Source organism: Halomonas aquatica, assembly GCF_040196335.1.
Lineage (GTDB): Bacteria > Pseudomonadota > Gammaproteobacteria > Pseudomonadales > Halomonadaceae > Halomonas > Halomonas aquatica.
The window spans coordinates 246,763-267,046 of record NZ_JBEGCJ010000002.1; the positions used below are offsets into that span (position 1 = coordinate 246,763).

Annotated in this window: 17 protein-coding genes; 10 read left to right on the forward strand and 7 right to left on the reverse strand. The window is 63.8% G+C overall.

The features are described from left to right. Window positions 1-312: 312 nt before the first annotated feature. The 3 genes from ABE960_RS04300 to ABE960_RS04310 form a co-directional block, all read right to left on the reverse strand. Entirely contained in the window at window positions 313-3,345 is a 3,033-nt protein-coding gene (locus ABE960_RS04300; RefSeq protein ID WP_349761006.1) for an efflux RND transporter permease subunit, read from the reverse strand. Continuing rightward, a complete protein-coding gene (locus ABE960_RS04305) occupies window positions 3,345-4,445 on the reverse strand; it encodes an efflux RND transporter periplasmic adaptor subunit (RefSeq protein ID WP_349761007.1) in 1,101 nt (366 codons plus the stop codon). The genes ABE960_RS04300 and ABE960_RS04305 overlap by 1 nt, the downstream gene beginning before the upstream one ends. 70 nt (window positions 4,446-4,515) lie before the next feature. Beyond that, window positions 4,516-5,955, reverse strand: a complete 1,440-nt coding sequence (locus ABE960_RS04310; RefSeq protein WP_349761008.1) for a TolC family outer membrane protein — start codon at window positions 5,953-5,955, stop codon at window positions 4,516-4,518. Window positions 5,956-6,161: 206 nt separating this feature from the next. Between ABE960_RS04310 and ABE960_RS04315 the strand changes: the two genes are divergently transcribed. Beyond that, window positions 6,162-7,094, forward strand: coding sequence for an alpha/beta fold hydrolase (locus ABE960_RS04315; protein WP_349761009.1), 933 nt, complete (start codon window positions 6,162-6,164; stop codon window positions 7,092-7,094). A 782-nt stretch (window positions 7,095-7,876) separates the two neighbouring features. On the opposite strand, the gene ABE960_RS04320 is transcribed toward ABE960_RS04315, so the two are convergent. Continuing rightward, a complete protein-coding gene (locus ABE960_RS04320; protein WP_349761010.1) occupies window positions 7,877-9,781 on the reverse strand; it encodes a sigma 54-interacting transcriptional regulator in 1,905 nt (634 codons plus the stop codon). A 285-nt stretch (window positions 9,782-10,066) separates the two neighbouring features. Here ABE960_RS04320 and ABE960_RS04325 point away from each other — a divergent pair, with 285 nt between their 5' ends. Genes ABE960_RS04325 through cynS form a run of 4 tightly spaced genes read left to right on the forward strand, consistent with a single transcriptional unit; the run spans window position 10,067 to window position 13,714 of the window. Next, window positions 10,067-11,479 carry a CmpA/NrtA family ABC transporter substrate-binding protein gene (locus ABE960_RS04325; RefSeq protein WP_349761011.1) on the forward strand — a complete coding sequence of 471 codons (1,413 nt, stop codon included), beginning with the start codon at window positions 10,067-10,069 and terminating at the stop codon, window positions 11,477-11,479. A gap of 1 nt (window position 11,480) precedes the next feature. Next, window positions 11,481-12,338 (forward strand): nitrate ABC transporter permease, encoded by an 858-nt coding sequence (gene ntrB / locus ABE960_RS04330; RefSeq protein WP_349761012.1) that lies wholly within the window; start codon window positions 11,481-11,483, stop codon window positions 12,336-12,338. A 4-nt stretch (window positions 12,339-12,342) separates the two neighbouring features. Next, window positions 12,343-13,281, forward strand: a complete 939-nt coding sequence (locus tag ABE960_RS04335) for a nitrate ABC transporter ATP-binding protein (RefSeq protein ID WP_349761013.1) — start codon at window positions 12,343-12,345, stop codon at window positions 13,279-13,281. Next, window positions 13,274-13,714, forward strand: a complete 441-nt coding sequence (cynS, locus tag ABE960_RS04340; protein WP_349761014.1) for a cyanase — start codon at window positions 13,274-13,276, stop codon at window positions 13,712-13,714. The genes ABE960_RS04335 and cynS overlap by 8 nt, the downstream gene beginning before the upstream one ends. Before the next feature lie 15 nt (window positions 13,715-13,729). Here the strand turns inward: cynS and ABE960_RS04345 are convergent, their stop codons facing one another. Together ABE960_RS04345 and ABE960_RS04350 are read right to left on the reverse strand one after the other, a co-directional pair. Then, window positions 13,730-14,572 carry a fructosamine kinase family protein gene (locus ABE960_RS04345; protein ID WP_349761015.1) on the reverse strand — a complete coding sequence of 281 codons (843 nt, stop codon included), beginning with the start codon at window positions 14,570-14,572 and terminating at the stop codon, window positions 13,730-13,732. A gap of 201 nt (window positions 14,573-14,773) precedes the next feature. Further along, window positions 14,774-15,283 (reverse strand): fasciclin domain-containing protein, encoded by a 510-nt coding sequence (locus tag ABE960_RS04350; protein ID WP_432765334.1) that lies wholly within the window; start codon window positions 15,281-15,283, stop codon window positions 14,774-14,776. Between the two features lie 253 nt (window positions 15,284-15,536). Here ABE960_RS04350 and ABE960_RS04355 point away from each other — a divergent pair, with 253 nt between their 5' ends. Both ABE960_RS04355 and ABE960_RS04360 read left to right on the forward strand, forming a co-directional pair. Continuing rightward, window positions 15,537-15,848: a YqfO family protein gene (locus ABE960_RS04355; RefSeq protein WP_349761016.1), complete on the forward strand. Its 312-nt coding sequence runs from the start codon at window positions 15,537-15,539 to the stop codon at window positions 15,846-15,848. Between the two features lie 111 nt (window positions 15,849-15,959). After that, entirely contained in the window at window positions 15,960-16,715 is a 756-nt protein-coding gene (locus tag ABE960_RS04360; protein WP_349761017.1) for an SDR family NAD(P)-dependent oxidoreductase, read from the forward strand. A gap of 23 nt (window positions 16,716-16,738) precedes the next feature. Here the strand turns inward: ABE960_RS04360 and ABE960_RS04365 are convergent, their stop codons facing one another. Continuing rightward, window positions 16,739-17,296 (reverse strand): NUDIX hydrolase, encoded by a 558-nt coding sequence (locus ABE960_RS04365; RefSeq protein ID WP_349761018.1) that lies wholly within the window; start codon window positions 17,294-17,296, stop codon window positions 16,739-16,741. Window positions 17,297-17,399: 103 nt separating this feature from the next. Between ABE960_RS04365 and ABE960_RS04370 the strand changes: the two genes are divergently transcribed. The 3 genes from ABE960_RS04370 to ABE960_RS04380 are packed head-to-tail and all read left to right on the forward strand — an operon-like array spanning window position 17,400 to window position 20,256. Beyond that, complete coding sequence (locus tag ABE960_RS04370; RefSeq protein ID WP_349761019.1) at window positions 17,400-18,020, forward strand: CoA pyrophosphatase; 621 nt, start codon at window positions 17,400-17,402, stop codon at window positions 18,018-18,020. Beyond that, window positions 18,017-18,682, forward strand: a complete 666-nt coding sequence (locus ABE960_RS04375; protein WP_349761020.1) for a 2OG-Fe(II) oxygenase — start codon at window positions 18,017-18,019, stop codon at window positions 18,680-18,682. Before ABE960_RS04370 ends, ABE960_RS04375 begins: the two co-directional genes overlap by 4 nt. Continuing rightward, window positions 18,682-20,256, forward strand: coding sequence for a PAS domain-containing sensor histidine kinase (locus ABE960_RS04380; RefSeq protein WP_349761021.1), 1,575 nt, complete (start codon window positions 18,682-18,684; stop codon window positions 20,254-20,256). The genes ABE960_RS04375 and ABE960_RS04380 overlap by 1 nt, the downstream gene beginning before the upstream one ends. Window positions 20,257-20,284 lie beyond the last annotated feature (28 nt).

The following is a 20,284-nucleotide window of genomic DNA, read 5'->3' on the forward strand; positions in this document are numbered from 1 at the left end:
AAGCAACGAGAAGCAACCAGACCACCGTCAACAGTGTTCGATATACGGCGGTTCAGGTGGCCGCTTCCAGTCGGCCAGGCGCCTCCGGCATCTCCCCGGACGTTGGCCCCCGTCTGCTGCACTGCATACTCACCGGCCACTTCCCTGACTGGCTGCGCAAACCACCAGCAGCTCTCGATCCTCGAGCGCGGCACGACCCTGGTGGACACCCAGCTGGCCCTGATGCGAACCCCACCCGCCGGGTGAGGCCGCGATTCCGCTGTTCGCCGAGTCGTATCATTCCCGGCCCAGTGCCTGCTCCTATCCAGCGTCCTATGATGCCTGGTGTTCACGACCGAGCAGGATATAGAACGCCGGCAGCACGAAGATGGTAAACAGGGTGCCAATGCCCAGCCCGGTGCTGATGGTCAGGCCGATGGCAAAGCGGCTTTCCGCCCCGGGGCCGATAGCGACCAGCAGCGGCACCATGGCGGCGATCAAGGCCGCAGAGGTCATGATGATCGGACGAAGCCTGATAGAGGCGGCTTCAATCACGGCATCGACCTTGTTGAGTCCATTGTGCTTCTGCAACTGATTGGCGAATTCGACGATCAGGATACCGTTCTTGGAGACCACGCCGATCAGGGTGATCAACCCCACCTGGGTGTAGATGTTCATGGAGGCAAAGCCAAGCATGATGAATGCCATGGCGCCGGCCACCGACATGGGCACCGAGATCAGAATGATGAACGGATCTTGCCAGCTTTCGAACTGGGCCGCTAGCACCAGGTAGATGACGATCAGCGACAGTAAGAACGTCACCATCAAGGCGTTACCCTGGGTCGCCTGCTGCCGGGTCTGGCCGGTGTAGTCGTAGCTGTAGCCCTGAGGGAACACCTCGGTGGCCGTTTTCTCCATGTAATCCATGGCGGTACCCAGGGCGACGCCGGGTTTGACGACCCCCTGCAGCGTCAGGGAGTTCAGCTGGTTGAACTGGGTTCGGCTGGAAGGTTCCACATCGCGGGTGAAGCTCACCACACTGCCCAGCGGAACCAGATCACCGCTGTCGGTGCGGATCTGGTATTCGTTCAGCTTCTGTTCGTCCAGGCGAAATTGTTGATCAACCTGGGGAATGACCTGATACGACCGCCCTTCCATATTGAAGCGGTTGATGTAACCACCACCCAGCATGCTCGACAGGGTCTGGCCGATGTCCTGCATGGACAATCCCAGGTCCGCCACACGATCCCGATCCACATTGATACGGATCACGGGTCGGTCGAAGTTGATGGACTTCTGCAGGAACATGAAGTTGCCACTGCCCATGGCCTTGCCCAGCAACTCATCCGCCACCTGGTTCATCTGCTCGTAACTGCCCCCCGTGGCAATCACGAACTGAAACGGCAAGCCGCCACCCGAGCCCGGCAGCGACGGGCTAGGGAACACGGCGGTTTGCAAACCGGTAACCTTGCTCAGCTCGGCATTCAGTTGGGATTGGACCTCAAACTGGGATACCTCCCGTTTGCTCCAGGGGGCCATCTTGAAACCGCCGAACACCGCGTTCGGGCTGGTAATGCCGATGATCATGAAGTCTTCCTGGTAGCCCGGCAGCGCCGACATGCGTTGCTGGATTTCGGCGCCTCCCTCCTGGAGGTAGTTCAATGTCGAGGTCTGCGGCCCTTGTCCCTGGAAGAAGAGAATGCCCTGATCCTCGGTGGGCGCCAGTTCGTTCTGGCTCATCGTCACCATGAAGTAGATGGAGCCCAGCACCACCATCGCAAAGAACACCACCACCGATTTGGTCTGCATCAGCGATCGCAAGGCCGACTTGTAACCACTGGCGAGACCGTTGAACGTGACCTCCACCAGCTGCTCGAACCGGCCGGGATTGCCGTGGGGCTTGAGCACCTTGCCCGACAGCATGGGAGACAGGGTCAAGGCAACGATACCCGAAATCAACACGGCACCGGCCAGGGTAAAGGCGAATTCGGTGAACAGGGAACCGACGAGCCCGCCCATGAAACCGATCGGCGCATACACCGCCACCAGGGTGGTCGTCATGGCGATGATGGGCACCGCCATTTCACGAGCACCGTTGATGGCAGCCTGGAAACGCGTTTCCCCTTTCTCGATGTGCCGGTGGACGTTCTCCACCACAATGATGGCGTCGTCGACCACCAGCCCGATGGCCAACACCATGGACAGCAACGTCAGCAGGTTCAGCGAGAAACCGAACAACAACATGACGAAGGCGCCACCAATCAGCGACAGAGGCACCGCCACCGAGGGCACCAACGCTGCCCGCACGGAGCCCAGACAGAGGAACACCACGACGAGCACGATGACCAAGGCTTCCAGCAGGGTCTTGATCACTTCCTTGATGGAATCTTCGATGAAATCCGATGCATCGTACGCCAGTCGCGCATTCAGACCCGACGGCAGCTGGCTTTCGATCTCGGGCAGCTCCGCCTTCACCAGCCCCGCCACGGTTAACGGGTTAGCTCCCGGTGCCAGTTCAATCGCCGCATAGGTGGCCGGCTGACCTTTATACAGGGCCAGTTGGTCGTAGGTCTGAGACCCCAGTTCGACCCGCGCAATATCCTGCAGACGGATCTGAGTGCCTTCAAACTGCTTGACCACAAGGTTGCGGAAGTTGTCTGGATCGGCAACGTCCGTGTTGCTCGTCATGCTGATTTCGGTATAGGCACCCTTGGTGTTGCCGACAGCGGCCTGGTAGTTGTTGGCGCGCAGCTTGGCTATCACGTCCTGAGGCGTCATGTCGACGGCCGCCAGGCGCTCCGGATCCAGCCATACCCGCAGCGCGAAGGTGCGCCCCAGAAGACCGGCCTTGCCAACGCCGGCAATGGCCTGCAACTGGGGTTGTACCACACGGGTCAGGTAATCGGTGATCTGCGGAACATCCAGCTCCTCACTGTAGAAGGCAATGTACATCAGCGCCGTGGAGTCGCCGGTCGTGGAGGTGATGACGGGGTCCTGGGCTTCGCTGGGCAGAACGTTACGCTGACTGGCCACCTTGGCCTGGATCTCGGCGAGCGCCGCATTGGCGTCGTAGTTCAACTCCATCTCGGCCTTGATGGTCGAGGTGCCCTGGGTGCTGGTGGATGTCAGGTAATCGATACCGCTGGCTTCGGCGATGGCCTGCTGCAAGGGGGTGGTGATGAAGCCCTTGATCAGATCCGAGCTGGCACCCGGATACGCCGTGGTAACGGTCACGGTGGTGCTTTCCAGCTGGGGATACTGGCGGATTTCCATTTCCATCGCCGCTCTTACACCCAACAGGAGTATGAGCAAGCTGATCACCGTCGCGAGCACCGGCCGGCGTATAAAGATGTCGGTGAATCGCATTACTCGGTTGCCTCCTGCGGTTGCTCGTCTGTCTGTATCTCGACCTGCTGGCCGGCCCGCAGACGAAGCAGCCCCTTGGCAACCACGGTTTCACCCGCCTTCAGGCCAGACAGCACCGCCGCCTGCGTGTCACGGGTTTCACCGGTGGTGATGCTGCGGCGGTTAACCACCAGAGCGCCGTTATCGTTTTCTTCAACCACGAACACATAGTCGCCATAGGTGTTGTAGGAGATCGCCATGCGCGGCAACGTGATCACCTCATTATCCTTTGGCTGACGTGTCTGGATGGTCGCGAACATGCCTGGCCGCAGGCGATTTTCAGGGTTGTCCAGGGTGGCGCGAATGCGCACCGTGCGGGTTTCGGGGTTGATCGATGTGTTGATGGCGCTGACATTGCCTTCAAAGGTCTGGTCCGGAATCGCCGCCACCGTCACCGCCACCGAGTAGCCCGTCGCCACATTCGTCAGGTCTTTTTCCGACACGGTGTAGTCGACGTAGATCGGATCCAGCATGTTGATTTCCACAATCGGGGTTCCGGTCGCAACATATTCGCCCTGATCCACCATGCGGATACCTAGCGTGCCATCGAACGGCGCCCGGATGACCTTCTTGCTCAGTTGCGCCTCGGCTTCGTTTACCCGGGCCCTGGCCGCGTCGAGATTCGCCTTGGCTTCGTCGTACTGGGACTGGGACACGGCACGCTTCGGAAGCAGGTCGGATATGCGTCGGAACTCCTGTTCCGACAACCGGGCTTCGGCCCGCCGAGTGCTCAGGGCAGCTTCATCGATGTCCGCGTTCAGGCGGACAAGTACGTCGCCCTGCTGGACGGTATCGCCGGAGTCGAAATTAATCTCCTGGATGATACCGGACACTTCATTGGCTACCTCGATACCGTTCACGGCTTCGATACTGCCCACTGCCTTGAAGGCAGGTGTCCAGTTCTGGGTACTGGCCTCGATGGCGGAAATCTGGGCAGGCGGCTGGGGCTGGGACATCTGCTCCTGCATCTGGCCGAACTGGTAAAACTTGTAGCCAAAGATGCCTCCCAGCACCACGCCGAGGAATATGATGACAATTAAAAAGCGTGAAGCAATACGCATGGTTCAGGTCCTGTCAATCCGTGTCCGGTCAAGCAAGTCATGAAGGGGAAAGGCAACGCGTCGAAGAGCATCAGCGCACGGGCTGAGGCGGCTCGCCGATCTCCATGGCCGCATCGCTCGACTCGGCCTCCTCGGGCAGGATGAAGGAGACACTGCCGCCGTCCAGCCAGGCATTCACCTCCTTCACCGCCGGAACATCCAGGCTGCCCGACTGCTGGCGCAGGGTGAGCAGGTTGATCACGTAGTCATAGCGGGCGCTGGCGTGCTCGGCGATGGCGTTGTAGAGGTTCTGCTCGGCGTTGAGCACATCGACGATGTTGCGGGTTCCCACCTCGTAGCCGGCGCGGGTGGCGTCCAGGGCACTCTGATTGGATACGATGGCCTGGGCACGGGCCTCCACGGTGGAGACGTCGTTGCTGACCTGGGTATAGAACGAGCGGACCTGCTGGATGGTGTCGCGGCGCTGGGCCTCGAATTCATATTGGCTGGCCTCCAGCAGGTAGGTGTTCTGGCGGATGCTGGCCGAGGTCCGCCCCCCGGTATAAAGCGGCAGACTCGCCTGCAGGCCGACCTGGCTTGACGAGTTGTGGCCCTCGATCGCTTCCCGGTCATCGTCGGCATAGTTGTAGTTGGCGAAGGCGTTGACCGTGGGCTGGCGACCCGCACGGGCGATGTCGACGCTACCGCGCGAGACCTCGACCGCGGCCTGGCTGGCCAGTACCAGGGGATTGTTCTCCATGGCCATCTCCACCCAATGATCGCGATCGCCGGGGGTGGGAGGCGCAATGGGGATCTCGTCCCCCAGCGAATCGATGCTGGAATATCGCTGGCCGGTCAGGCGCTCCAGGGCCTCGAAGCTGACCTGCAGGTTGCTCTGTGCCGTGATGCGCTCGGCACGCGCCTGGTCGAACGCCGCCTGGGCCTCCTCGACCTCGGTGATGGCGATCAGCCCCACCTCGAACTGCTCCCGGGCCTGCTCCAGCTGGCGACCGATGGCCCGCTCCTGGGCGCGCCGGGCCTCGAGCACCTCATGGGCACGCAGGATCTCGAAGTAGGCCGAGGAGACATTGATCAGCACCTGCTGCTCGGTGGCAGCCAGCCGGTAGAGTTGCTGGTCGATCTCGCGCTCAGTCTGCTCCACCTCGCGGCTGTTTCGCGCATCGAAGAGCGCCTGAGTGGCCTCCAGTGTCAGGCTGGCGCCGGTGTAGCTGTCATCCGCGGTCTGGAAACCGCTCGACTGGCTCTCGTACTGGCGGTTGTGGGTCAGGTTGCCCGTGAGGTCGACCTGTGGCAGCAGGTCGCTCTGCTGCACGTCCCGCCCCGCCCCGACGCTGCTCGTCTGTGACCGGGCCGCGGCAAGCTCGGCGTTGCTGTCCATGGCATCGCTGGCGATGGTCAGGAGATCAGCCGCCTGCAGGGGTGAGGCGAAGGCCGAGGCGACCAGCGCCGGCAGCAGGGTGAGGCGGGCAAACCGCGCGCCGGTGCGACGAAGGGGACGGGAACACATCATCGGTAGATCCTCGGTTTCTGGAAGAAGAAAATTTACATACATTGTCGCATGTGTACTGCTTTAGTCCACCGCCAAGCTGACAGGCGATGGTGGATCCTGGCCCTTGTCCGGAAAAATCCGCTATGCTCCCTCGCGGCGTGGGCCGTTAAAGCTCGGTCCATTAGAGCTCGGTCCGCTACGGCCTGGCCCACTGAGGGAGAACGCCCATGGATGCTCTGGAACTCGTCAGGGTGAGAGAGCTGGAGGTCGCCGTCAGGATCTGGCATCCCGAGGCACCGCGCACCGTGATCGCCTGGCATGGCCTGGCCCGCCACGGCGGCGACTTCGCCGACTTCGCCCGCGAGTTGGGACCCGAGTGGCGAGTGCTCGCCCCGGACACCCCGGGACGCGGCCTGTCGAGCTGGTCGCTCTACCCCGCCCACGACTACCTCTACGCTAACTACATGAGCGTAGCACTGGCGCTGCTCGATCACTTCGGCCTCGAGCGGGTTCCCTGGGTGGGCACCTCCATGGGCGGATTGATCGGCATGCTCCTGGCCGCCGAGCCGGAGAGCGCGGCGCGCATCGAGCGGCTGGTGCTCAACGACGTGGGCCCGGAACTCGACCCCGAGGGTCTGGCGGATCTGGCCGGCTACTTCGGCGTGCCCCATCGCTTCACCCGCTTCGGCGACCTGGAGGCCGAGCTACGGCGCCACTACAAGGGCTTCGGCATCGAGGGTGACGACGCCTGGCGTCGCCTCGCCCTGGGCAGTGCCCGTCGCCTGCCCGACGGCAGCTGGACCTACCACTACGATCCCCGCATCGGCGAGCAATTCGTCCATGACACCCCCCGGGACACCTGGGCCGACTGGGCCGCAATCCGCTGCCCGCTGATGGTCGTCCGAGGCCGGCAATCGCCGCTGCTCAAGGCCGAGAGCGTGACACGCATGGCCGAGGCGCAGCCCGGCCTGGTGACCCACGAAGTGCCCGGCTGTGGCCACGCCCCCATGCTCGACCGGGTCGACCAGGTCGCACCGATTGCCGAGTTCCTGGCCGGGTCGGCCGGACCCCACCCGATCACACGTGCCCGAAGCGGCATGTCCTCCTTGTGGCAGCGCCTGCTGGGCCGCCTGGACAACCGCCCGAGAGATCACAGCTAGAGAGCCAGCGAAGACGGGCCTTCGGGCTCGAATCCCCTCGGGGTCTGATGCACTCACATGACGCACGGAGCGCCTCTCCTTGCATGAATTCGTGCATTTTCCAGGGTTTTTCTCGCCTTTTGAGAAAAACGAACGATCGGTCGATTTTCTCAACACAATGTACTTCTACTTCTTTTCAACCAGGGCCTGATGGATGGCACGCTTCTAGCACGCACTTTCGTGCGCGACTCTGGGCCCTCCGGCGTCGGCGGTCGAAAAAAACCCAGTGAAGGGGAAATAATAATGGACCAAACTGCCCGTATGCCCGTAGCGGACGTCATCTATCCTGCACCCGCGGTTCACCCCGACGAACCTCCGGTAACTCCGAACCCGGAACGACGTCGATTGTTCAGGCTGGCAGGCGGCCTCCTCCTCATCACCGCCATGACAGGCTTGATGCCCATGCGCCCGCTCAGCGCCGAGGTCCGCCCCGAGGGCGGGGAAGGCGAGAGGGACAGGACCTTTGGGGGTCGGGGTCGGCGGCCCGATAAAAAGGCCCGGGGCCTCAACGGAACGGACTGGGATGATATGGAATTCATCGAACAGGTAGATCTTACGCCTCGCCGTGGTGGCCGACGGCTTCGTAACTCCAAGCCTGTCGCCAGTTCGGGACAGAACCCGCTCTCTACGGACAGTCGACGCACCGACGGGAGTCGATAGCCCTGAGGCTATCGTCGTCACCACGGCGAACAGCCTCGGAATGCCCGTCCACCGCGGGGTCGATGATCATCGGCCCCGCGGCCTCAGCTGGTCCTGTCGCGAGCCTTGAAGTCGGCGGGCTCGATGCCCCATTTGCGAAGTCGTGAGAACAGCGTCGTCGGCTTGACCCCCAGCAGCTCCGCTGCCCCCCCTGCCCCCGATACCTTGCCTGCGCTCTGCATCAGTGCCGTGACGACATTGTCGCGCTGGCGACGGGAGAGTTCCTGCTCGGGCAACGGCGCCCGCTGCGTGACCGTGGGGAGCGACGTCCGAGCTCCCGGCCCTGGCTCGGCCGACAACAGATCATCGAAGATCAGCCGCCGGTCCTGAGAGACGATGACCTGTCGTTCGATGATGTTCTCCAACTCGCGGATATTACCCGGCCATCGATAGCGCTTGAGCACCTCCAGCTGCGCAAGCGGGATGCGCTCTCCGGGCTTGTTGAATTTCTGACAGGCACGTTTCAGGAAGTGCTGTGCCAGCAGGGGCACGTCCTCGATGCGCTCACGCAGGGGGACCGAGGCGATCGGAAACACATTGAGGCGGAAATAGAGATCCTCGCGGAAGGTGCCGGCGGCCACCATCTCATGCAAGTCGCGATTGGTCGCGGCCATCACGCGCACATTGACCTTCCGGGTATGGACCTCGCCGACCCGTTCGAACTGCTGATCCTGCAGCACCCGTAACAGCTTGCCCTGCAACTCCAGGGGAATTTCCCCCACCTCATCCAGGAACAGGGTGCCGCCATCGGCCAGCTCGAAACGCCCCAACCGGTCGCTGGTCGCCCCGGTGAAGGCCCCCTTCACATGCCCGAAGAACTCACTTTCGAACAGGTCACGGGGAATCGCCGCACAGTTGACCCGAATCATCGGGCGATCGCCCCGCGAGCTGTCGGCATGGATAGCGCGGGCGATCAGCTCCTTGCCGGTGCCGGACTCACCATTGATCAGCACGTTGGCATCGGTGGGCGCCACCAGGGCGATCTGACGAATCAGCTGTGCCACCGCCGGGCTCTCGCCGACGATCTCGCTGTGATTGAGCTCGGCGGTAATCTCCTCCTGCAGGTACTTGTTCTCGAGCTCCAGGCGCCGCTTGAGCGAGCCCACCTCCGCCAGGGCGTCACGCAGTCGCTGTTCGCCTTGCTTTCGCTCACTGATGTCGCGAAACAGCACCACGGCGCCGACCAGACGCCCCATCTCGAAGATGGGCGTACTGGTGTATTCGACCGGCACCGGCTCGCCATTCTTGTGCCAGAACACCTCGTCATCGACGCGATGGACCTGACCGTCGCTGAACGAGGCGTGAATCAGGCACTGCTGCACGGGGAACTCACTGCCATCGATGCGCGTGTGATGAAACAGCCGATGGGCATCGTGACCCACCATGTCGCTACTGCTCCAGCCGAGGATGCGCTCGGCGGCAGGATTGACAAAGGTGGTCTTGCCTTCGGCATCAAGCCCATAGATGCCCTCCCCCGCCGCCCCCAGGATGAGCTGATTCTGGCGTTCGATGCGCTCGAAGACCTGCTCTATGCGCTGCCAACCGACCTTCCCGCTTCGATGCTGGCGACTCAGATCGGCCTGGGACCGACGGCGTTCGACCTTGTCACGCTCGACCAGGGTCAGCAGCAGTCGAGACCCCTCGGCCAACGGCACCGCGAAGATCTCGATCCGATGCGGCTGACGGCCCAGGTCAAGCAACACCAGGTCATCCGACCAGGCCGGCGGACGCGTCAGGGCTTCATCGCTGAAAGTCACCCAGAGCGGCAGGGAGGCACTCAGAAAATGGCTGAACGGGCGTGCGTTGAGCTGATCCGCATCGCCCCCCATCAGCGTCTCGGCGGCAAGGTTGACCTTCAACAGCCGGTCCTCGAAGGGATCGACGATCAGCATGGCTTGCGGAGCGGCCTGGAAGGCCTGGTCGGAAAGGGGCATGGGGTCGGCTCGCATGGCAGTGATCTCTTTTTAACACACCAGGACCACGACAGACTCGAAATCTCGTCATTTATAGTCACGAAGGTTCGTAAATTACGAGATATCGTCACGCATAAGAGGTGGGCTGGCCTGCACATGCCAACCATCAACCCATTGACGGATATTCCTTTTATTCGCATTCAAGTGATTTGGCACGGCGTTCGCAACTTTATTCGGTGTCCAGTCGAGACGCTGGGCCTTCGAACAGACCGCCAATGAAGCGGCTCCCCTCCCCCATGATCCAGTGAGGTGAACTACAACATGAAAGATCACAACAGCCTGGGTAACCCCTTCGACCATCGCCAATCGCTGATCCATGGTCGCTCGTGCGACTGTCATGATTGTCAGGCCACCTCCGGCCACCACGACCATGCACATACGGCCCATGCCAAGACCGAGCAGGAAGCCCTGCCGGACAACGAAGCGATGCTCGATCGTGTCGTGGAGAGCACGCTGGTGCGCGGCATCTTCGGCCACAGCGACATGCATCGCCGCCAGTTCATGAAACTGGTCGGTGGCGGCACCGCGGCCGCCGCCCTGGCGAGCTTCCTGCCCATGGATGCCATCAAGGCGGCGGTAAAGGAGGACATGGGGCCGCTGGAGAAGTCCAAGCTCAACGTCGGCTTCGTGCCGATCACCTGTGCGACCCCGATCATCATGGCGCACCCGATGGGCTTCTATGAGCGCTATGGCCTGGATGTCTCGGTGATCAAGACCGCAGGCTGGGCCGTGGCCCGCGACAAGTCATTGAACCGCGAGTATGACGCGGCCCACATGCTGACCCCGATGCCGCTAGCCATGACCATGGGTGCGGGTTCGACCCCTGAGCCCTACATCATGCCGGCCGTCGAGAACATCAATGGCCAGGCGATCGTGCTGCACAATGACCACAAGGACAAGCGCGATCCCAAGCAGTGGAAGGGCTTCATCTTCGGGGTGCCTTTCGAATACTCGATGCACAACTTCCTGCTGCGCTACTACGTGGCCGAGCACGGGCTCGATCCCGATCAGGACATTCAGATCCGAGTGATTCCGCCCCCCGAGATGGTCGCCAACCTGCGGGCCGGCAACATCGATGGCTTCCTGTCGCCCGACCCCTTCAACCAGCGCGCCGTCTACGAGCGTATCGGCTTCATCCACCTGCTGACCAAGGAAATCTGGGAAGGCCATCCGTGCTGCGCCTTCGCCACGAGCCAGGCGTTCGCCACCGAGAACCCCAACACCTATGGCGCCCTGCTGCGCTCCATCATCGATGCGACCCAGTACTCGTCGAAGCATGAGAACCGCAAGGAAATCGCCTCCGCGATTGCCCCGACCAACTACCTGAACCAGCCGGTGACGGTCATCGAGCAGGTATTGACCGGGACCTACGCCGACGGCCTTGGCGGGGTCCAGCAGGTGCCGGACCGCATCGACTTCGACCCCTTCCCCTGGCACTCGATGGCAGTGTGGATACTCACCCAGATGAAGCGCTGGGGCTACATCGAGGGCGACGTCAACTACCAGCAGATCGCCGAGCAGGTCTACCTGGCCAGCGATGCCAGGAAGGTCATGAAGGAGTTGGGCTACGACGCCCCCGAACAGGCCAGCCGCAACTACGAGATCATGGGCAAGACCTTCGACTACACCCAGCCCGAAGCCTATGTGAAGAGCTTCGCCATCGGGAGGGGTTGATATGGATCGTACGACCACCGAGTGGAATCTCAGTCTCAACATGAGGGCGGCGCTGGTCGCCCTGGTGTTGCTGGTCGTCGGGCTGGGCCTCTGGGAGGGTCTCAATCAGGTCCCCAGCGCTGACAACAGCGTCGAGATGACCGAGTACGAGAAGCTGATGGGCGGCGTCGAGGACACCGCCCGGGTGCCCCCGCCCTCGGACGTCATCGAGCGCGCCTGGGAGGAGCTGTCCAATCCCTTCTACGACGCCGGACCCAACGACAAGGGCATCGGCATCCAGCTGGGATACTCTCTCTACCGGGTACTCGCCGGCTACCTGCTGGCGGCGGCCGTCGCCATCCCGGTGGGCTTCTTGATCGGCATGTCGCCGCTGATGTATCGGGCGCTGAACCCCTTCATCCAGGTGCTGAAACCGATCTCGCCCCTGGCCTGGATGCCCCTGGCGCTCTTCATCATTCGTGACTCCGAGGCGTCGGCGATCTTCGTGATCTTCATCTGCTCGATATGGCCGATGCTGATCAACACCGCCTTCGGCGTGGCCGGGGTGCGTGAGGACTGGGTCAATGTCGCCCGCACCCATCAGCTGTCGCCCTTGAAGACCGCCTTCCAGGTCATCCTGCCCGCCGCGGCACCGACCATTCTCACCGGCATGCGCATCTCGATCGGTATCGCCTGGCTGGTGATCGTCGCCGCAGAGATGCTCGTCGGCGGCACCGGCATCGGCTACTACGTCTGGAACGAGTGGAACAACCTGGACCTGACCAGCGTGATCTTCTCGATCCTGATGATCGGGGTGGTCGGCATGCTGCTCGACATGTGCCTGGCCTTCGTCTCGCGCCTGGTGACTTACGAGGAGTAACCCCATGAGTCAACATTTCGTTCAAGTCCAACAGGCCAGCAAACGCTTTCCCCAGGGACGTGGCCAGGACGACCTGACCGTCTTCGAGAACGTCAACTTCAATCTCGAGAAGGGCGAGTTCGTGTGCATCATCGGCCACTCTGGATGCGGCAAGTCGACCATCCTCAATGCCCTCGCCGGCCTCGACCAGTTCACCGATGGCGGCCTGATCATGGAAGGCCATGAGGTGAAGGGTCCCGGGCTCGAGCGCGGGGTGGTCTTCCAGAACTACAGCCTGCTGCCCTGGCTCACTGCCCTGGAGAACGTCAAGTTCGGCGTGCGCGCGCGCTGGAAGGACTGGAGCAAGGCCAAGGTGGACGAGCACAGCCGGGAGTATCTGAGCATGGTCGGCCTCGATGAAGTCATCGACCGCAAGCCATCCCAGCTCTCGGGCGGCATGCGCCAGCGCGTCAGTATCGCGCGCACCTTTGCCACCAAGCCCAAGCTGCTGCTGCTCGACGAACCCTTCGGGGCGCTAGATGCCCTGACCCGCGGTGTGATCCAGGACGAACTGATCAAGATCTGGGGGCGTGACCGCCAGACGGTGTTCATGATCACCCATGATGTCGACGAGGCCATCCTGCTGGCCGACCGCATCCTGTTGATGACCAACGGGCCCGAGGCTCGCATCGCCGAGGCTGTGGAGATCGACCTGCCCCGGCCGCGCAGCCGCGCCGAAGTCGTCAAGAACCCCAATTACTACAAGATCCGCAATTACCTGATCGACTTCCTGGTGAATCGGTCAAGCACATTGCGTACCGCCGATATCGACGGGCGTGGGCTGTCCTATCCCCAGAAGGTCAACCCTGTCGAGGCTGATTCGGATTCCTCGACGCCCGACGAGGGCGACCCTGCCAGCAGCAAACTGGTGAACTTCAATCCCAAGGAGACCCATCATGGATAAGCTCGAGATGCGCCACACCCTGCTCGCCGCCAAGGCCCGCAAGAAACTGACCTGGGAAGAGATCGGCAAGAGCATCGGCATGTCACCGGTCTGGGTGGCGTCGGCCTGTTACGGCATGAACAGCGCCACACCGGACGTTGCCAAGAAGATCTGCAAGGTACTGGAAGCCGAGCCGGAGGTCGCCACCGCCCTGGAGGCCTTCCCCACCAAGGCCTGGGACGAGGCGATTCCCCAGGACCCGCTGATCTATCGCCTCTATGAGGTGGTAGGCGTCTACGGAGACACCCTGAAGGACGTGATCCAGGAGAAGTTCGGGGATGGGATCATGAGTGCCATCGATTTCTCGATGGAGGTCGACAAGATCGAGGACCCGAAAGGCGATCGTGTCCTGCTGACCCTCAATGGCAAGTTCCTGCCCTACAAGGCCTGGTAACTCACGCCTGGTAACTCACCCAGGCTCATTCTCCAGCCTGCCGATCATGCGCTCCACGGCGCCCCGGTAGCCGCTTCCGAACATCAGCAGATGATTCAGCAGCGGATAGAGTTGGAACAGGGCTTCGCGCCTCGGCCAGTCGGCCGGGGCGCTTCCGTTCCAGTAAGCCTCGAAGAAGGCCTCACCGGGTGAGCCGAACAGCGTCAGCATGGCCAGATCCACCTCCGGGTAGTGGCGATAGACCGCCGGGTCTATGATCGCCGGTCCCTGGGTCGTGAAGAGCACGTTGCCCGACCACAGGTCCCCATGGACGAGGCTCCCCGGGGCGTCCGGCAGCCAGGCCTCGAGCCCGTGGGCGACGGCCTCCAGGCGATGGCGCAGAGCGCTCCCCATCCACCCCCGCTGCTGGCAGGCCTCGGCGAGCGGCAGCAGGCGACGCTCGCGCTGGAAGGCACGACCGTCGGCAAGCGGTGCGTTTGGCTGGGGTGTGTGGCCACAGGCGTTGTCGCGCGGCCAGCCATGGGCGTCGCCGACGCAGGCATGCAGGGCCCGAAGCCCCTCTCCCAGGCTCGCCTCATCCCCGATTGAGCGCCCACTCTGCAGCCACTCCAACATCAGCCAGCCGTCGCCCTCGGCCAGCACCTCAGGGATGACCAGCCGGGTGCCGGCCTCTCGCAGCGCCCGCAGGCCATCTGCCTCGCCGGCCAGTCGTTCGGGGGCATCGCGCTTGATCACCACCTCGCCCTGATCGGTCGCCAGGCGATGGACCTCGGCGATGTCGCCTCCGCCCAGCGGCCGAGGCTCTCCCCGGGGAGTGAGGCCGGCCGAGGCCAGCAGTCGCTGCATTGACCGTTCCATGGGTGTCATGTCCTCCCCCGTTGCGAATCCCCCGAGGGTCGCCAGTGACGACGGCGCTGTCAAAGCCCGTCGATCTGACCCCGTCTGACAAATACAGCGAAAAAAAAGGCCGCCCGAAGGCGGCCGCAAGGGACATTTGAAACGAACATTCCTGAACAACAGTCATTCAACCAATGAGGATGGGCCCTGAGGGGCCCGGCATCACTCGGGCAGCAGTACGGTGTCGATCACGTGGATGACGCCGTTGCTCGCCCCGATGTCGGCCGAGATCACGGTGGCATCATCGATCATCACGCTGCCGTCCATGGTGGTGATGGTGATGTCCTGACCCTGCACGGTAGTGGCACTGTCGGCGGCCATGGCATCGGCGGCCATGATCTTGCCCGGCACGACGTGGTAGGTCAGCACGGCCTGCAGGGTAGCCAGGTTCTCGGGCTTCAACAGATCCTCGACGGTGCCATCCGGCAGTGCGGCGAAGGCCTCGTCGGTGGGCGCGAAGACGGTGAAGGGACCTTCACTCTTCAGGGTATCGACCAGGTCGGCGGCCTGCACCGCAGCCACCAGAGTATTGAACTGGCCAGCCTCGACGGCGGTATCAACGATATCCTTCTCTTTCATGCCATGGTAATCGGCCTGGGCACAACCCACGATGAACAAGCCAACCATACCGGCAGTTAACAGCTGAGCAGCGGATTTGGTGAAGGTCTTCATGATCAGACGTACCTCTTGTGAAATTTCTTTTGGAATTTCCCGAGCATGTCGCGCCTGGGGGGATTCGTGACTCTCAGGGCGGTGGGCTCTTCGCCTCAACCTGTACAGAATATAAACTGTGTATAGGTATTGGACAAGTATTTTTTTCAGTATCCATAAATGGCTCGATGGCGGCCCTGGCAGGCGATGCTGACGCGACCGCCGCGATATGGCACAACGGAGACGAAACGAACGAACTAGAGGAATAGAACCCATGTACAAGTTGGCCTTCTTCGTGCCCGTGGAGGACGCCGAGGCTGTCAAGGACGCCGTCTTCGCCACCGGGGCCGGTCGCATCGGCGACTACGAGGCATGCTGTTTCCAGACCCCGGGGACCGGGCAGTTCCGCCCACTGTCAGGCGCCGATCCGCACATCGGCCGGGTAGGCGACCTGGAAAGGGTCGAGGAGTTGAAGGTGGAGCTGGTCTGCGAGGATGCGCTGATCCGCGAGGCGTTGGCCGCCCTCAAGGCGGCCCATCCCTACGAGGAGCCAGCCTATGACGTCTGGCGGCTGGAGACCTGGTGAACCCCGCCAGGCCTGGGGGCAGGTCTCCATGCCGCACGGCTGGAGACGGACCGCCGCTCGGCCTATGATGCGGGGTTCGACATCTCATTTCCGATCAGGAGGAATTCCCTCATGCCCATCGCCATGATCACCGGCGCCACCTCCGGCTTCGGTCGCGCCGCCGCCCGCCGCTTCGCCGCCGATGACTGGTCGCTGATCCTCACCGGTCGCCGCAGCGAGCGGCTGGAGGCACTGAAGAAGGAACTCGGCGACAGCGTGGAGGTGCTGACCCTCACCCTGGACGTACGAGATGCCGAGGCGGTGGCCCGCGCCGTCGATGAGCTGCCCGAGGCCTTCCGCGAGGTGACCTGCCTGGTCAACAACGCCGGCCTGGCGCTCGCACCCCAGCCGGCCCAGCAGGTCGACCTGGCCGACTGGCACACCATGATCGACACCAACGTCACCGGCCTGGTCAACGTCACCCATGCCATGCTGCCGCTGCTGATCGCGACGGGCAGCGGGGCGAGCATCATCAACATCGGCTCGGTGGCCGGCAGCTGGCCCTATCCCGGCGGCCACGTCTATGGCGCCACCAAGGCCTTCGTCGAGCAGTTCGGCTACAACCTGCGCTGCGACCTAAAGGGCACCGGGGTCAGGGTCACCGATATCTCGCCGGGGATGGCCGAGACCGAGTTTACCCTGGTGCGCACCAAGGGCGACCAAGCCGCCTCGGATGATCTATACCGCGGCACCACGCCGCTGGAGGCCGAGGACATCGCCGAGCAGATCTTCCACGTGGCGACGCTGCCCGCGCATATCAACATCAACCGGCTGGAAGTGATGCCGACGCGCCAGACCTGGTCGCCCTTCACCATCGACCGGGATTAAGGGGGTCAGGCGCTACCCCTCGTTCAGGCGCTGCCAAAGTAGCGTTCGCGGTCCTCGGGGGTGATGTCGCTGACGTGCAGGGGGAAGGCGTCCTCCCGCCGGTCATCGTAGAAGTGCCGCAGGGTGCGCTCGATGGTCGGAAAGGCGAGCTCGTCCCAGGGGATCTCGTGCTCCTCGAACAGCGCCACCTCCAGGCTTTCGGGGCCGGCCGCGAATCCGCCGCTCAGGTCGGCACGGAATATCATGTAGACCTGGTTGATGTGAGGCAGGTTGATGAGGGTATAGAGTCCGTGGATCTCGACCTCGGCACAGGCCTCCTCCCACGTCTCGCGGACCGCCGCATCGACGGTGGTCTCGGCGTTCTCCATGTAGCCCGCCGGCAGGGTCCAGAACCCCTTGCGCGGGGAGATGGCGCGACGGCACAGCAGTACCCGGCTGCCACTCACCGGCAGGGTGCCGGCGACGATACGCGGATTCTGGTAGTGAATGGTCCCGCACTCCTCGCAACAGTAGCGAGGACGATCGTCCCCGGCTGGAATCACGAAGCGCACGGTATGGCCACAGTGACTGCAGAAGTTCATGGCGCTCCCTGGCAGGCCGGAGGGCGGCATGACGGCCGCCCGGTCAAGGCTTGACGCCGCTCATGGCGGCCGAGTAGAAGGAATCAAACCCGATGGAAGCCCCATGTTAGATAACCTTCGTGAACGCCTGCAAGCACATCGGCCGCGCCGAGTCAGGCTGCGCATGCCCGAGGCGGCGGTGCTGCTGCCCATCGTCGACCGGCCCGAACCGACCCTGCTGTTCACCCGACGCGCCGGCCACCTCAACACCCACAGCGGCCAGGTGGCCTTTCCCGGCGGCAAGCGCGAACCCCAGGACGCCGACCTGCTGGCCACGGCCCTGCGCGAGTCCCATGAGGAGATTGCCCTGCCCCCGGAGCGCGTGGAGCTGCTCGGCCGGCTGTCGGATGTGATCTCGCTGCATGGCCTGCGGGTCACGCCCTGGGTGGGGCTGATCCCGCCCGACCTGCCGCTCACCGCCGATCCCGGCGAACTCGATGCCATCTTCGAGGTCCCGCTGTCGCACTTCCTGGAGGACCAGCGCACCCATACCGACGTGATCCGGGTGGACGGCCGTGACTACTATGTGCCCAGCTACAGTACCGACGGCCACGTGATCTGGGGGCTCTCGGCCATGATGCTGGTGGAGCTGCTCGCGGAGGGGTTCGAGATGCCGATCAGCCTCTTCAAGCGCCCGCCGGGGGAACTGCTCTATCTTCCCGAGCGCGGAGTCACCCGTCCATGATGCAGAGTGACGCCTTCGCCACCGCCCTGCCCCGCGAGCGCCTTGCCGAGCTGGTCGATGCCCTGGTGGAGAACGGCTGGTACGTCGGCGAGGACTTCATACCCGCCGAGCTTTGCGCCGAACTTTACCAGGAGCTTGGTGCCATGGCCGACCACGAGGCCCTGGAGGCCGCCGGCATCGGCCGTGGCCAGGAACATGCCCTGCGCCGGGACATCCGCGGCGATGCCATTCGCTGGCTGGACCGCGAGAGCCAGGCCAGGCGCCGGTACCTCGAGGCCATGGGCGAACTGCAGCAGGAGCTCAACCAGGCGCTGTTCCTCGGCCTCTTCGAGTACGAGGCGCACTTCGCCCACTACCCGCCCGGCGCCTTCTACCGGCGCCACCTCGACAGTTTTCGCGGCCGCGCCAACCGCGTGGTCTCCACCGTGGGTTACCTCAATCCCGACTGGCCCGACGACGGCGGCGGTGAGATGGTGATCTTCGCCGCCGACGACCCGGAACGGGAAGTGGCCCGGGTGCGCCCTCAGGCTGGCACCTTCGCCTGCTTCCTCTCAGACAGCGTGCCCCACGAAGTGCTGCCCACCCGTCTGCCGCGGGCCAGCATCGCCGGCTGGTTCCGGCGCAACGCCTCGCTGGGCGGCCTGGTGGACCCGGCGCGCTGATGGCAGGCGACGCGGGGACACCGGAACGCGAGCGGCTCCAGGCGCGCATCGCCGAGCTGGAGGCGCGAAACGCGACCCTCGAAGAGGAGAAGCGCCACTACCGCTGGCTGGCCGACAGCACCACCGACCTGATTTCCCGACACGCCCGGGACGGCACCTTCCTGTACGCCTCGACGGCGGCCCGAGACCTGCTCGGCTATGCCCCGGAGGAGCTGGTCGGCGTCTGTGCCTACGACCTCTTCCATCCCGCGGACCTCGATGACCTGCTCAACAAGTCGCCGCGGGTCTACTATCACGACGGCTTCTACCAGCAGACCTACCGCTTCCGGGCCAGGGACGGCCATTACGTCTGGTTCGAGACCACCAGCCGTACCCGTCGTGACCCCGACACCGGCGAGCTGCTCGACATCCTCTGTGTCTCCCGTGACGTGGGACGGCGCATCCACGCCGAGGCCAACCGCGAACGCCTGGCCAGGGTCGTGGAATCGACCACCGACTACGTGCTGTTCATCGACGGTGAAGAGCGCATCTTCACCTCCAACGAGGCCGCCCGCCGCCTGCTGGCCCGCCCTTCGAAAGATCGCCGGGACGGCGACGAGGTGCACCTCGAACATGCCTATACGCCCGAATCTCTGGCCGTGCTGCGCGAGATCGTATTGCCCGCCGTGGCACGCTACGGCTCCTGGAGCGGTGAGCTGGCGATGCTCGGCCCCCGTGGCCCCGTGCCGGTGCTCAGCGTGGTGCTGGCCCACCATGCCCCCGCCTCCGAGCCCGACCACCTCTCGCTGATCAACCGCGACATTGGCCTGCGCAAGACCGCCGAGGCCCAGGAACGCCGCCATCAGGAGCAGATCGCCCACGCCAACCGCCTGGCCACCACCGGGGAGCTCGCCTCCAACATCGCCCACGAGTTGAACCAGCCGCTGTGCGCCATCGCCAACTACGCCAGCGGCGCGCTGATGCAACTGGAGGCCGACCCGGCCCGTCCCGCCGGCGACCTGGCCCTGCCCCTCGAACGAATCAGCGATCAGGTCCAGCGCCTCGCCGACCGGCTCCGACACATCCGCACCTTCGTGCGCAAGGGCCAGATCCGGCCGCGGCCGGTGGCGCTGCTCGAAGTGGTGGACGCCGCCTGCCGCCTCTGCGAATGGCAGTTCCAGCAGGCCGGAGTGGCACTCGAGCACGAGTTGCCCGAGGCCCTGCCCCGGGTGCAGGCCGACCCGGTAGCCCTGGAGCAGGTGCTGGTCAACCTGCTGCTCAATGCGCTGGAGGCGGGACGCGACCATCCCGGTGCCAAACGGGTGGTGATCCGCGCCCGGCGCACGGGCCCGCGGGAGGTCGGCTTCACCGTCAGCGACCAGGGCCCCGGCGTGCCGGAGGCGGCACGCGCGCAGATCTTCGCGCCCTTCCACTCGGGTCGCCCCGAGGGCCTGGGCATGGGACTCGCCATCAGCCATTCGCTGATGGAGGCCATGGGCGGTCGCCTGGTACTGGCACCGGCCAGCGGTTCCGGCGGCGCCACCTTTGCCGGTACACTTCTCGCCGAGCCCGGGCCGCTGCAAGCGGCCCGCTGAGTGCCACCGTCAACCCCATTCGGAGGGG